At 66.9% G+C, this 14246-nt stretch carries 12 protein-coding genes; 11 read left to right on the top strand and 1 reads right to left on the bottom strand.

Going from position 1 to position 14246, the window contains the following annotated elements:
* Window positions 1-376: 376 nt before the first annotated feature.
* Window positions 377-2014: a tannase/feruloyl esterase family alpha/beta hydrolase gene (locus tag ACZ9AQ_RS20830; protein WP_429206630.1), complete on the top strand. Its 1638-nt coding sequence runs from the start codon at window positions 377-379 to the stop codon at window positions 2012-2014.
* 116 nt (window positions 2015-2130) lie between these two features.
* On the opposite strand, the gene ACZ9AQ_RS20835 is transcribed toward ACZ9AQ_RS20830, so the two are convergent.
* The gene (locus tag ACZ9AQ_RS20835; RefSeq protein WP_429206629.1) at window positions 2131-2898 is read right to left on the bottom strand and encodes a DUF2889 domain-containing protein; all 768 of its coding nucleotides are present in this window, start codon (window positions 2896-2898) and stop codon (window positions 2131-2133) included.
* Between the two features lie 100 nt (window positions 2899-2998).
* Here ACZ9AQ_RS20835 and ACZ9AQ_RS20840 point away from each other — a divergent pair, with 100 nt between their 5' ends.
* From ACZ9AQ_RS20840 to ACZ9AQ_RS20885, 10 genes are all read left to right on the top strand, one after another.
* Window positions 2999-3799, top strand: coding sequence for an SDR family NAD(P)-dependent oxidoreductase (locus tag ACZ9AQ_RS20840; RefSeq protein WP_429206628.1), 801 nt, complete (start codon window positions 2999-3001; stop codon window positions 3797-3799).
* A gap of 45 nt (window positions 3800-3844) precedes the next feature.
* Window positions 3845-4579 (top strand): TetR/AcrR family transcriptional regulator, encoded by a 735-nt coding sequence (locus tag ACZ9AQ_RS20845; RefSeq protein WP_429206627.1) that lies wholly within the window; start codon window positions 3845-3847, stop codon window positions 4577-4579.
* A gap of 177 nt (window positions 4580-4756) precedes the next feature.
* Window positions 4757-5851, top strand: coding sequence for an amidohydrolase family protein (locus ACZ9AQ_RS20850; RefSeq protein WP_429206626.1), 1095 nt, complete (start codon window positions 4757-4759; stop codon window positions 5849-5851).
* A complete protein-coding gene (locus tag ACZ9AQ_RS20855; protein ID WP_429206625.1) occupies window positions 5848-6720 on the top strand; it encodes a fumarylacetoacetate hydrolase family protein in 873 nt (290 codons plus the stop codon). The genes ACZ9AQ_RS20850 and ACZ9AQ_RS20855 overlap by 4 nt, the downstream gene beginning before the upstream one ends.
* A gap of 10 nt (window positions 6721-6730) precedes the next feature.
* Window positions 6731-7636, top strand: coding sequence for a 3-hydroxyacyl-CoA dehydrogenase (locus ACZ9AQ_RS20860; RefSeq protein ID WP_429206624.1), 906 nt, complete (start codon window positions 6731-6733; stop codon window positions 7634-7636).
* Window positions 7633-8805: a thiolase family protein gene (locus ACZ9AQ_RS20865; RefSeq protein ID WP_429206623.1), complete on the top strand. Its 1173-nt coding sequence runs from the start codon at window positions 7633-7635 to the stop codon at window positions 8803-8805. Before ACZ9AQ_RS20860 ends, ACZ9AQ_RS20865 begins: the two co-directional genes overlap by 4 nt.
* A gap of 77 nt (window positions 8806-8882) precedes the next feature.
* Window positions 8883-9734 (top strand): SDR family oxidoreductase, encoded by an 852-nt coding sequence (locus tag ACZ9AQ_RS20870; RefSeq protein ID WP_429206622.1) that lies wholly within the window; start codon window positions 8883-8885, stop codon window positions 9732-9734.
* Between the two features lie 199 nt (window positions 9735-9933).
* The gene (locus ACZ9AQ_RS20875; RefSeq protein ID WP_429206621.1) at window positions 9934-11613 is read left to right on the top strand and encodes a DUF1302 domain-containing protein; all 1680 of its coding nucleotides are present in this window, start codon (window positions 9934-9936) and stop codon (window positions 11611-11613) included.
* 23 nt (window positions 11614-11636) lie between these two features.
* On the top strand, window positions 11637-13001 hold the full coding sequence (locus tag ACZ9AQ_RS20880) for a DUF1329 domain-containing protein (protein WP_429206620.1): 1365 nt from the start codon (window positions 11637-11639) through the stop codon (window positions 12999-13001).
* A gap of 95 nt (window positions 13002-13096) precedes the next feature.
* Entirely contained in the window at window positions 13097-14245 is a 1149-nt protein-coding gene (locus ACZ9AQ_RS20885) for a YCF48-related protein (RefSeq protein WP_429206619.1), read from the top strand.
* The last annotated feature ends 1 nt before the right edge of the window (window position 14246 follow it).

Here is a 14246-nt window from a genome sequence, read left to right on the forward strand (position 1 = left end):
TGCGGCCGGCCGGCGCATCGTCGAAGACCGTACGCCAGTACGGCGAGACGGATGGAAGGCAGCGATGAGGGTTTTGTCTGGCGCTCCGGATCGAACAATACGGATTGACAGTCGCATACCCCGTTCTGCCATGATCGAAAACCCTTGGACAGTTTTACAAAGACTGTCAACGGGCTTCAAAAAGCAGCGTCGCAAGGATGGAGCGTCGCCCAACGCAATGCAAGCCAGCGAACCTGGCATCCCCCGATTGCGAAGCAGTCATACCTCTCGGCGCCGGGCATGGGTGCTGCAGCGGAAAACCCGCGGCACGCCCGGACGGCGCCAAGGCTCGTCGAATCACACTATTCAAGAAAAACCAGAGAAAGTGGAGACAAACGTGAGCAATAAATCCATATTGAAAGTCCCGAGCGTTCCTTGTGCCCTCGTGCTGACGGCGACCCTGTTGTCGGCCTGCGGCGGCGATAGCGAGGACAAGGAGTCGCCAGTGGCGGCGGCGCCATCGACCCAGCCTTTGGCGCCGGCCGTGGCCTGTAACACCAGCAGCCTGCAGGCGGGGGCGGCTGGCGCGACCCTGACCGCGGCGTCTTTGGTCACCGCATCGAGCGGCGCTACCTATTGCCGTGTCGACGGCTATGTCACCACCCAGGGCCCGGCGCCCACCAGCAATCAGGTCAAGTTCATCGTGGCCATGCCGCAGTCGTTCAAGGCGCGCTACTTCTTCGCGGGCGAAGGTGGTTCCGCAGGCTACATTCCTGCGCCCGACGAGCAACTGCTGGCCGAGGGCTATGCGTTTGCCGGGAGCGACGCGGGTAGTCCGACGCCCGGGCTGAACTGGATGTTCGCCGCCGACCGGACCAAGGCCACCGATTATGACCAGCGCGGCGTGCACGTCAGTTCTGCGGCCACGCAATCCGTGGTCCGCGCCTACTATGGCCTGAAGGATGCTGCCAACGCCAATCGTAAGATGTACCGCTATTTCGATGGCTGCTCCGGCGGCGGGCGCATGGGTCTCGTGGCGGCCTCCGCGTACCCGGACGACTTCGACGGTGTCATCGTGGCGGCGCCCGGCCTCAACGTGAACAACCAGCTGCTGTTTGGCAAGGTGAGAAAGTACCTGATCGATCATCCCGATGCCTGGATATCGCCGACGCAACTGCAAGCACTTGACGCCGCACTGTTGCGGAAGTTCGATGGGGCCGACGGCGCCGTCGACGGCCTGATCTCCGATCCGGGCAAGGTCTCCATGGATGCGTCGATGTGGGCCTTGTTCACCCCGGCTCAGCAGGGGTTGCTGCGCATCGTGCTGGACGGGATGAACGACTTTGGACAGACCTATCCTGGCTTTACGCTGGGCAACCCGAACGGCTGGACCGCGTTCATGTTCGGAGCAACGCCCCCGCCGTGGTCGATGAATCCGGCGGACGGGCGCCTGCCACCGGCCAGCTACCTGGTCTTCGATACGACATCGCGCGGCATGTTTGGCCCGACCTACGACTTCGCCACGCAATTCAGCTTTGCTGACAGCCTGGACGTCAATGGCTGGAATGCGATGTACAAGAGCGTCTATCCCGCATCGGGAAACATCAGGGCGACTGCGCTGAGCCCCTTCTTCCAGCGCGGCGGCAAGATCTTGTTCTGGCATGGCACCGCGGACAATGGCATCTCCCTGACCGACACGCAGCGCTTTTACGGTGAATTGGCCACGGCGCAGGGAGGGCAGGCAAAGTTGTCACAGCAGGCCCTACTGTTTGAAGTGCCCGGAACGCAGCACTGCGCCGGCGGCATTGGTGCTCAGGACGTAGGGGCCCGAGCGCTGCCGGCGCTGGTCGACTGGGTAGAAAATGGAAAGGCGCCAACTCAGCTGATTGGCAACCGCGCAGCCAGTGCCGCCCTGCCGGCGCGCAGTTTCCTGCTCTGCCCGTCTCCGCAACGCGCGGTATTCCGGGGCGGGGTGGCTAACCCGGGCGGCCTGGATGTCAACAACGCGGCGAATTGGGACTGCAAGTCATCCTGAGTGAGGCACGTGGGTAGGGGTCGGGTAGAGCCACGCCGTCGTCTACCCATTGGGTGGCCAGTGGCCCCGGCAAGCGGCCCATGCATCCGTCCTGCGCATGCGCGGGACGGCTAATTTCAGGCAAAGCCTTCGGGAACAGGGGCGCTGTCGAAGTCGGCGAGCCACGCCTGGTCGTCGCCGCACAGCGCCGCCGGCTTTCCCGTGAAGTCCCAGGTAGAGCCGACGATGCGGATCGCCTGGGGCGCCCGGTGCGGCTGCTGCGCGTAGCAGCGGCCCGTCAGGTGGGCATGGGGTTCCTTGTCGATATCTTTCAGCCGGCCCAGGGAAATCAGCGCACAGCGGCGCAGCACCAGCGCCGCTTCCGCTTCCTCGGCGGGGAGGGTGCCCAGGGCCCAGCGTGCCATGCCCTGGCGCATGTCGATGCCGGTATAGGGATCCGGCCCGAGGATGGTGCTGTTCTCGACCGACCAGTCGAGCAGCAGCCTGCCGTCGCGTTCGAGAAAGGCGTGGGTACGGCCATCGATGTGGCGCGGAATCTCGATGTCGTAGCGCCGGGCGCGATCGCCACGCGCGGCGGCGGCTACGGCCAGGCCGGCAAGGTCGAACATGTGGGTGCACTGCTGGGTGGCGTCGGTGTGGAGGTTGACCGAATGCGCGATGTCGTCCAGGCGCATGCCGGCCAGGCGCTGCAGTTCCGGCGCTGCGCCCGGGCAGGCGGTGAACGGGTGGCGTGGCGCTTCTCCGCGCACCGCGGTCACTTGCCCGCCCCGGTGGTCGACCACGACGCGGAAGTGGTGGAAGTCATCCTCCAGTACGGCGCGTACCTGTCCGCCCTGGCGGTCATGGCGGCCCGCCAGCTCGATTCGCCTGCGAAAACGCTGCATGTGTAATTCCTGGTATGGGTTGTTGGCACTAATGTGTACAATAACAGAAAATCTGTATAAGAACCTATGTGGGCATAGGTTCGATAACGAGGAGACGAGCGTGGGACTGTTGAAAGACAAGGTGGCTTTGATTACCGGTGCCGGCGGCGGCATCGGGCGCGGCGTGGCGCGCCGCTTCGCGCGCGAAGGCGCGGCAGTGGTGATTGCCGAGATCGACCGCGACACGGGCGCCCAGGTGGCGCGCGAGGTCGAGGAGCTGGGCGGGAGGACGCTGTTCGTGCACACCGACGTGCTGCGCAAGGAATCGGTGCTGGCCGCGGTGGATGCGGCGGTGGCGCGTTTCGGCGGGCTCGACATCCTGGTCAACAACGCCTTCGTGCCGACCCCGAACGTCCTCCTGGAAGACAAGACCGACGAAATGCTCGAGCAGACCCTGACCTCCACCGTCAAGGCGAGCTGGTGGGCGATGCGGGCGGCCCTGCCGCACATGCGCGCGCGCGGCGGCGGCAAGATCGTCAACTTCTATTCGATCGACGTCGACCTCGGCGCCTGGCTGCATGCCGACTACAACACCGGCAAGGCCGGCATCGTCGGCCTGACCCGCAGTGCGGCGGCCGAGTGGGGGCGTTTCAACATCACGGTCAATGCGATCGCGCCGACCGCGATGGGGGCCACCTTCCACAAGCTGGCGGCCGAGAATCCGGGATTCGCCGAACGGGCGGCGGCCATGCGCCCGCTCGGACGCTGCGGCGACCCCGAAGAGGACATCGGGCCGGTGGCGGTGTTCCTGTCCAGCGACATGTCGCGCTACGTGACCGGGGAATCCTTCCACGTGGACGGCGGCCTGCACCTGCCTGGCTACAACTCGAGACCGGCCAACGTGCCGGTGCGGGAAACCTAGAAACACGCGCCGCCACGGGCGGCGACTCACAGGAAAGCACCAATCATGCATGTAGTCAGGGGCGCCAGGGCCGGCACCGGCACCAGCACAAGCACAAGCAAAAGCACAAGCACAAGCACAAGCACAAGCACAAGCACAAGCACAAGCACAAGCACAAGCACAAGCACAAGCACCGGCGCCGACGGCGGGCGCAAGCGCCGCGCCGACACCACCATCGCCGCCATCCTCGCGGCGACCGAGGAGATGGTGCTGCGCGAGGGCTCGGAGCGCATCTCCGTGCTCGACGTCTGTGCGCTGGCCGGGGTCTCGCGCGGTACCTTCTACCGCTATTTCGCCTCGCAGGAAGAACTGCTCGATGCCTTCGCACGCCACAAGCGGGCCTCGTTCCAGCAGGCCATGGCCGATGCGGTGACGCCCTATGCCGAGCCGAACGCGCGCTTCCATGCGCTGGTGCGCTACCTCGACGACTATGCGGCGCATGGCCAGGCGCGCCTGCTGCTGCGCGCCGCGCCCGAGTACACGCTGCGCCTGTTCGGCCGCCTGTTCAACGAATCGCTGGTGCGCATCGACGACCTGATGCGCATCGTGTTCGACGCATGGGACCGGCGCCTGGGCATCCGCACCGACCGCGAACTGATCTGCGAGCTCCTGATCCGCTGCGTGCTGAGCGAGCTGGTGGTGCCCAACAAGCGCCCGGAAGACGGCGCGCAGCGCATCGTCGCCTTCCTGTATTCGATCGTCGAGTGCCAGTCGCGCGACGACGTGCAAAATAAAAGTTAAACACATTTGCCATTTCTGTCTATCTTTGGCAATATAGGTCCTGATGCAAAAGCACCGACCGAGTGCCGCGGGATGGAGACATGTGTTGCTTGTGGGTTGGCCGTGCCGATGGCCGGCCGATGTGTCCGGCCAATGCGCCTGCTGTCGGGATAACCAATCGTCACAGGGAGACACCACATGCTCATCGATCTTCACGCCCACGCCCCCCACCCCGATTACTACAACCAGCACCCGCACTGGGGCCCGTTCTTCGAGCAGCGCCCGGACGGCGACATCAAGCTGCGCGTCGGCCACTGGATCCTGTCGCTCGGCTCGCCCGAACGCCGTGCCGCCCTGCAGAAGGCGCGCGCCGAAGGCAAGACGCTCGACATCAACCAGTACCTGGCGCGCTGGGCCGATCCGAAGACCCGCCTGGCCGGCATGGACGCGGCAGGGCAGAGCGCCCAGGTGGTGTCGGTGCCCTCGCACTGCTACATGTACTGGGCCGAGCCTGAATTCGGCGTGCCCTTCGCACAAAAGGTCAACGACGTGCTGGCCGAATACTGCTCGGCCGCCCCGAACCGCCTGATGGCCTGGGCCCATGCGCCGCTCAACGTGCCGGTCGAAGCAGCCAAGGAAATCCGCCGCGCCTGCACCACGCTGGGCGCCAAGGGCCTGGTCGCGGGCGGCGCCAATTTCGGCGGCCTGGAATTCGACTCGCCCGAGATGGATCCGGTCTGGGAAGCCCTGTGCGACCTCGACCTGCCGATGTTCGTGCACGGCTACAACCAGTCGGTCACCTGGGGCGAGGATGCCAACACCGACCGCTACGAGACCACCGCCATCGTCGGCATGAACTACGACGAGACGAAATGCTTCTGGAACATGATCAACGGCGGCGTGTTCGACCGCTTCCCGAAGCTGAAGGTCTACATCACCCATGGTGGCGGCTTCGTGCCTTACCAGCTGGGCCGCCTGGCGCAGACCAACCCCAACCTGGACGTCGCGCACAACAAGAAGCCGGTGCTCGACTACCTGAAGAACTTCTACTTCGACGTCGAGCTGCACGAGCTGCCGATGCGCCAGGCGATGATCGAGATCATCGGCGCCGACCGCGTGCTGTACGGCTCGAACTTCGGCGGCAGCGACGCCGTCCGCCACGACCTGACCGACGGCCTGCGCATTTCCGACGAGGACCTGCAGAAGATCCGCTGGAAGAATGCCTGCGAGCTGCTGCACATCGATCCGGCCACGCTGGTCGAGCCGGTCAAGCCAGCGGCGCTGGCGGCATGAAGATCGCACGCTGCACCGACGGCGGTGCGCCGTTCTGGGCGCTGGTCGACAGCGAGGCGGCGCTGGTCCGCCCGATCGCCGGCGCATTCGCGGACTGGGGGCCGGCACTGACCCGTGCGATCGCGGCCGGACGCGCCGCGGCGGGCCAGGATGCGCTGCCGATCGACGGTCCCGCACGGTCGCTGGCGGGTGTGCGCCTGTTGCCGCCGGTTGAACCGGTCAACCGTGTGGTGGTGGCCGGCGCCAACTATGCCAAGCATCTTGCCGCCGACTTCGGCCTGAAGACGCCGCCGCAACCGATCGCCTTTTTGAAAGCCTATGGCGCCCTGATCGGCGCGAACGACCCGATCCGCTACCCGCCGCTGACCAAGGAGCTCGATCACGAGGTCGAGCTGGTCGTGGTCGTCGGCGACGCCACGATCGACGACAGCGACCCGCTCGCCGCGGTGCTGGGCTACACGGTCGGCAACGACGTGTCGGCGCGCGACCTGCAGCGCAGCGGCCCGGCCGGCATCGGCATGGACCTGTTCGCGGCCAAGAGCCAGGATCGCAGCACCGGGGTCGGTCCGTGGATCGTCACGCGCGACGAGTTCGGGCCCGGCAGTCCGCAGCTGCGCCTGACGCTCAAGGTCAACGGCCAGGTGCGCCAGGATGCCAGCACGGCGGAGATGAGCTGGGATGTGGCGCAGCTGGTGCGTTTCGTCCAGGCGCGTTCGAGCTTCGCCGCCGGCGACATCCTGTTCACCGGTTCGCCCGCGGGCGTGGGGCAGGGCACGGGCTTGTACCTGGAGCCGGGCGACGTGGTGGAAGCGAGCGTCGAAGGTATCGGCACCATCTGCAACCTCGTCGGGCCCCGGTCCGGCGCATGAGGAGACAAACATGATCGACAAGAACCAATCCGTGGTGGTGGTCGGCGCCGGCCTGATGGGCACCGGCATCGCGCACGCTTTCGCCAGCAGCGGTTTCGCGACCCGCCTGGTCGACAGCAATGGCCAGGCGCTCGAGAAGGCGCTCCAGAATATCCATGCGATCCTCGACGGCGGCGTCAAGCTCGGCAAGCTGGCGCTCGATGCCGCCGAGGCGGCCAAGGCGCGCCTGACCATCCACGCGTCGCTGGCCGAGGGCGCTCCCGGCGCCAGCCTGCTGGTGGAGACCGTGTCCGAGAACCTGGCGGTGAAAAAGGCGGTGCTGGCCGAGGCCGTGCCGCTGCTGCTGGACGGTGCACTGCTGGCGACGAATACCTCGGCGCTGTCGGTGACCGAGATCGCGGCATCGGTGCCGCACCCGGAACGCGTGATCGGGATGCACTTCTTCAATCCGGTCCACAAGATGAAGCTGGTCGAACTGGTGCTCGGCATCGCCACCGATGCGGCCACCGTCGCGCTGACGCGCGAATGGGTCGAGGCCATCGGCAAGACCTCGATCCTGGTGAACGAATCGCCGGGTCTGACCACCAGCCGCATGTCGGCGATGCTCGGCAACGAGGCGATGTGGATGCTGCAGGAAGGCACCGCCAGTGCCGAGGACATCGACACCGCGCTACGCATGGGCTTCAACCATCCGATGGGCCCCCTGGAACTGGGCGACCTGACCGGCTGGGACACCCGTCTGTCCGTGCTGCGCTACCTGCATTCGACGCTGGGCGAGAAATTCCGTCCGTGCCCGCTGATCATCAAGATGGTCGCCGCCGGACGCCACGGCCGCAAGACCGGGCACGGGGTTTACCAGTACGACGCGGCCGGGCAGCGCGTGCCGGGTTCGGGCCTGAAGGCGAGCAACCTATGAGCGACGTCTACATAGTCGAAGCGCTGCGTACCCCGGTCGGCAAGTACAAGGGCAGCCTGGCCGGCGTGCGCGCCGACCACCTGGGCGCCCACCTGCTGGGCGAACTGGTCGCACGCGCCGGGATCGACGCCGCCGAAGTGGACGACGTCATCTTCGGCTGCGTCACCCAGGTGGGCGAACAGTCGGCCAACATCGCCCGTACTTCGGTGCTGGGCGCGGGCTGGCCGGCCGCGATCCCGGGCCTGACGATCGACCGCAAGTGCGGCTCGGGCGAAGTGGCCGTGCACATGGCCGCCGGCCTGATCGCCGCCGGCGCCGCCGACGTGGTGATCGCGGGCGGCGCGGAGAACATGAGCCGGGTGCGCATGGGCGGCAACCGTGAAATCTACGGCGAGGCCTTCGGCGCGCTGGCGTCCGCCAAGTACGAGCTGACCAGCCAGGGCGAGGCGGCCGAGCGGGTGGCCGACAAGTGGCAGCTGGGCCGGGAGCAGCTCGACGCCTATGCCGTCGAGAGTCACCGCCGCGCCGCGGCTGCCGCCGCCGCGGGCTGGTTCGAGCGCGAGATCGTCCCGGTGCCAGTGGCGGCCCTGAAGGACGCCACCTATGCCGAGCCGGCGCCGGACAGCTTCGGCGCCGACGAAACCATCCGGCCGGGCAGCAATGTGGAGAAGCTTGCCACCCTCAAGACCAGCTTCCGCGACGACGGAAAGCTCACGGCCGGCAATTCGTCCCAGATCTCGGACGGCGCCGCGCTGCTGCTGCTGATGTCCGGCGCCGCGGTGGACCGCCTGCGCGTGAAACCACGCGCGCGCATCCGCGCCTTCACCACGGTCGGCTCGGATCCGACCCTGATGCTGACCGGCCCGGTGGCGGCCACCCGCAAGGTACTGGAAAAGGCCGGGCTGAGCGTGGACGATATCGACCTGTTCGAGGTGAACGAAGCCTTTGCGCCGGTGCCGCTGATGTGGGCGCAGGAACTGGGCGTGGCGCACGACAGGCTCAACGTCAACGGCGGTGCGATCGCGCTCGGCCATCCGCTGGGCGCCAGCGGCGCCCGGATCATGACTTCGCTGCTCCACGAGCTCGAACGGCGCGGCGCGCGCTACGGCCTGCAGGCGATCTGCTGCGCCGGCGGCATGGGAACGGCGACGCTGATCGAGCGCCTCTAGCGCAGGCAGACATGGTGCGGCAGGCCGGCATAGAACCGGCCGCCGCAAGAAGCATTACCCACAACAAGGAGACAGCAATGCACATCGACCTGAGCGGCAAGCGGGTGATCGTGACCGGCGCCTCGCGCGGCATCGGCCTGGCCATCGCGCGCAGCTTCGCGGCGGAGGGCGCGCGGGTCGCGGTCTGCGCCCGCAACCTGGAAGCGATCGAGGCGACCGGGCGCGAACTGGCGACCCGGGCGCAGGCCGTCATCGCCCGCGCGGTGGACGTCACCGACAGCGCCGGCGTCAAGGCCTTCGTCGAGGAAGTCGCCGCGACCTGGGGCGGCGTCGACGTCCTGGTCAACAATGCGGGGCAGGGGCGTGGGGGCAACCTCGACACGCTCACGCCGGAACAGATCCTCGAGCACGCGAACATCCTGCAAATGGGGCATTTCCGCTTCGTGCAGGCGGTGGTGCCGCACATGCGACGCCAGCGCTGGGGACGGATCATCGAGATCAACGCGCTGGCAGGCGCCATCCCGACGCCGGACGGCATCCCCTCGGTCATCAACCGGGCGGCCTGCCTGGCGCTGTCCAAGTCGCTCGGCATGTCGCTCGCCAGGGACAACATCCTGGTCAATTCGCTCAACATGGGATGGATCGATACCGGCCAGTGGGACCGCCACTTCGGCGAGGTCGGGCCCGGCGTCTCGCGCGCGGAGTTCGATGCGATGGCATTGAAGGTGGTGCCGCTGGGACGCTTCGGCAAGCCGGAGGACGTAGCCGGCATGGCGCTGTTCCTGGCCAGCGACTACGCCTCCTTCATCAGCGCTGCATCGATCGACATCTCGGGCGGCCTGCAGGGGCAGATCGCGTATTACCCGACGCTCAAGCGCGAATTCACCGAGATGGCCAAGGGACGCGGCGGCGCCGATCCTGCGGCATGAGCTTCACATAGAATTCTCGATATAGAACCTTAATCGAACAGTAGAATTCTCGAATTAATCGCGCTACAATTAACTTGCATCACGCGTCTCGTTTCCGCTGGGCCGAAGACAGTCGAGCAGCACGGTTCACTGGAAGGAAGATCAGGCAGTGCTGAACGATTCTAAAAAGCGTCCAAACGCAAAAACAGGAGACAGGTCCATGAATCAAGCAAGCGGTATGCATCGCCACACCCGTCATGCGGTGCGGTCCATCGCGGCAGCCGCCGCACTTGCCTGCGCCGTACCGGCGACGGCCACCGAAATCGTCGTCGCCAATCCCGACATCAAGATGCGGCTCGACGCCACCGTGCGCTACACCGCGGGCTTCCGGATGGAGGGGCAGGACAGCCGGCTGATGCGCAACTACGTCTACGACGAAGGCGACTCGAAGTTCGACAAGCACGACATGGTGACCAACCGCGTCGACGTGCTCACCGAATTCGACGTCAGCTGGCGCAACAAGATCGGCGCCCGCGTCTCGGCCGCCGGCTGGTACGACGAGGCCTATGACGACCACTCGGTGCGTTCGCCCGCCGGCTTTCTCACCGCCTACCGCAATGCCACCTACAACAACGAGGTGAAGCGCTACGTGAACGGGCCGTCCGGCGAGATCCTCGACGCTTTCGTGTGGGGCAACGTCGACCTGGGACCGGTGCCCTTGAATATCAAGGTGGGGCGCCAGACCAATGTCTGGGGCGAAGGCCTGCTGCTCGGCGCCCATGCGATCTCCTACGCGCAGTCGCCGGTGGACGGCGTCAAGGCCGCGACCAATCCCGGCGTGGAGACCAAGGAAGTGTTCCTGCCGATCGGCCAGGTGGCCCTGAGCGCCCAGGTCACCGACAACCTGACCCTGGTCGGCCAGTACTACTACGAGTGGAAGCCGACCCGCATCCCGCACGCCGGCACCTACCTGATGGGCGCCGACACCGCGCCCTCGTCCGACAACCTGGTGTTCCCGATCCCGGGCGTGGCGGCGCAACTGATCGAAGCGCGCAAGCCGGGCGACCATGGCAACTGGGGCGTCGGCGCGCGCCTGAACGTCGAGGCCATCGAATCGAGTTTCGGCGCCTATTACCGCCGCTTCGACGACTACGCGCCGGAGCTGGGCGTGCAACTGCTCGACTTCCGCGGTCCCTTGCCGACCCGCGCCCGTTTCGTGTATCCGGACAAGATCGAGCAGTACAGCCTGAGCTTCAGCCGCGTGATCAATTCCGTGGCGGTCGGCGCCGAGCTGTCCTACCGCAAGAACGGCGCCCTGAATACCCCATCCTCGATCGTCACCCCGACCGGTGCGCGCGGCGATACCTGGCACGCCGTCGTCAACGGCATCTACATGCTGCCCGCGACCCCGTTGTGGGCGACCGGCACGCTGGTGGGGGAAGTGGCCTACAACCGCCTCGACGAAGTCACCACCAATCCGGCGCTGTACCGTTCGGTCGGCGCGGCGACCTGCGTCGATTCGCGCACCGGCGTGGCCCGCTCCGGCACCAAGGACGACGGCTGCTCGACCAGGGACGCATGGCAGATGGCCTTGCGCTTCACCCCGCAATACCTGAACGTGCTGCCGTCCTGGGACCTGGCGCTGCCGATGAGCGCCACCTACGGGATCTCGGGCAACGCCCCGTCCTCGGGCGGCGGCACCGAGGGCGAACTGCGCTGGTCGATCGGCGCCACCGCCACCTATGCATCGAAGTATGAATTCTCGCTCCTGTACGCCGACCGCAAGCTGCCCGTCCGGGAGCTGAACGGAAGGATCACCGGGGGCGCGGCCCACAGCAATTCCTCGGTCGGCGTCATCGACCGCGGCTGGCTGTCCTTTACCTTCAAGACGGCCTTCTAAGCGCCGCAAACAGGAGACTCGACATGAATATGAAGCGACTCATCATCGGCTCGCTGGCAGGCCTGGCAGGCCTGGCAGGCGGCGCGCAGGCCCAGGTCACGCCCGACGAGGCCAAGCAGCTCGGCAGCACGCTGACCCAGCTCGGCGCCGTCAAGGCCGGCAACAAGGAAGGCACCATCCCGGCCTACACCGGCGGCCTGCAGAAGGCGCCGGCCGGCTTCAAGGCGGGCAGCGGCGTCTGGGCCGACCCGTTCAAGGACGAGGCGCCGATCCTGCGCATCGACGCGAAGAACTACCAGCAGCATGCCGACAAGCTGTCCGACGGCCAGAAGGAGCTGTTCAAGAAGCATCCGGGCTTCTACATGGACGTCTACCCGACCCACCGCACCGCCGCGGTGCCGGAGCGCGTGCTGGCCAAGACGGTGCGCAATGCGACCACCTGCAAGACCGCCAAGGGCGGCCTGGCGGTGGACCAGGCCTGCCGCGGCGGCATCCCGTTCCCGATCGCGAAGACCGGCAACGAGATGATGTGGAACCAGCAGCTGCGCTACAAGGCCGATACCACCACCCGTTCCTCGCGCTCGTGGGTGGTCGACGCCAGCGGCAAGGCCGTCATGACCTCGCAGCAGCAGACCTTCGAGGAAACCCCGTACTACCACGAGGACCTGGACGGCCGCGACGAGCAGATGTACTGGCGCACCTACTCGGTCAACAGCGCGCCGATCCGCAAGGCCGGCGAAGTGACCGGCCTGATGGACTTCCTCGACCCGACCCAGAAGCCGCGCCGTGCCTGGAGCTATGCGCCGGGCCAGCGCCGCATCAAGCTCGCGCCCGAGTTCTCCTACGATACCCCGGTGGCCAGCATGGGCGGCGTCACGCTGTTCGACGAGCTGTTCGTGTTCTCCGGCCAGATGGACCGCTTCGACTTCAAGCTGGTCGGCAAGAAGGAAATGTACGTGCCCTACAACGCCTACAAGCTGTACTTCGGCTGCGGGGTGGAGGAGCAGTTCAAGGAGAAGTACCCGAATCCGGCCTGCTGGCGCTGGGAGCTGCACCGCATGTGGGTGGTCGAGGCGACCCTGAAGCAGGGCTTCCGTCACGCCTACGCCACGCGCACCTATTACATCGATGAAGACAGCTACGGCGCCATGCTGTACGACGCCTACGATCGCAGCGGCCAGCTGTACCGCTCGATCTTCAACTCGATGATCCAGCTGTACGACGTCGATGCGCCGTATATCGTGAAGAACGTGATCTTCGACTTCAACAAGGGCATGTATGCGCTGGTCAACGATGCCCTGATCGGCGGCTACGGCGTGGTGACCAAGCCGCGCTCGAACCGCGACCTGAACCCCGAGACCATCGTGGCGAAGGAAACCGCGCGCTGATGTAGCGCCGTTTTCCGCGAGTGCCGCCCGCCGCCTGCTGCTTGCAGGGGCGGCGCGGCAGCCGTTCAGATGCATGCACCACCACGGAGTCTCCGGTGAACAGCTTCAAACTCTTTTCCTATGGCCCGGGGCGCCACGCCCCGGCGCTGTGCCGCGCGATCCGCGCGGCGATCCTTTCCGCTGCCGTCCTGGGGGCGGCGCTTCCCGCCGGCGCGGAAGTCCTGGACAGGCCGGCCGAGCGCTCGGCGGCGGCATTCAAGCGCCCCATGACCGGCATCGCCGTCCGTGGCGACAGCGCGGTCTCGGTGGGCGTGCACGGCACCATCCTGGTGTCGCGCGACGCCGGCAAGACCTGGAAGCAGGCCGAGGTGCCGGTTTCCTCGGACCTGACCAATGTGCGTTTTTCCGGGCCGAACACGGCCTGGGCGACGGGCCACGACGGCGTGGTCCTGCGCAGCCTGGACGGCGGCCAGACCTGGACCCGCGTCCTTGACGGGCGCAGCCTGCTTGCCATGCTGGACAAGCACTATCGCGCCCGCGTCGCGGCGGGCGTGGCGGATGCCGCCGCAATCGTCGACGAAGTCGCGCGCGCGGCGGCGCTGTCGGCGACACCCGGCGTGCTGCCTTACCCCTTCCTCGACATCCGCATCGGCGCCGACGGCGAAGGCTTCGTGGCAGGCGCCTTCGGGCTGCTGCTGCGCACCGGGGACGGCGGAAAGACCTGGGAGCCCTGGCTGGAAAAGGCCGGGAACGACCGCCGCATGCACCTGTATGCCCTCGAGCAGACCGCCGACGGCAACCTGTACCTGGCCGGCGAACAGGGCCTGTTGCGCAGGCTCGACCGCGCAGCCAGCCGTTTCGTCGAGGTCCCGACGCCTTACGGCGGCACCTGGTTCGGCCTGGCCTCGAACGAGGCCGGACTGGTCGCTTTTGGCCTGCGCGGCAACGCCTACCTCAGCACCGACGGCGGGTTGGGCTGGAAGCCGCTGGCGCTCGGCACCCAGGCGACGGTGGTGGGCGCGTTTGCCTGCGCACCCGGCGAACTGGCCTTCGTGACGCAGGCCGGCCAGGTCCTGGTCCATCGCGGCGGCGCCACTGCCGATGCGCGGGTCGCCCGCAATGGCGAAATATTCGGCGCCGCGCCTGCCGGAACGGGCCAGGTCGCCCTGGCCGGCAGCGGCGGCGCACGGGTAGCGAAGCTGGCGGGCTGCGGCGCCGATGCCGCAAGAATGGGGAAGAACTGAC

The organism is Massilia sp. UYP34, from assembly GCF_056279385.1.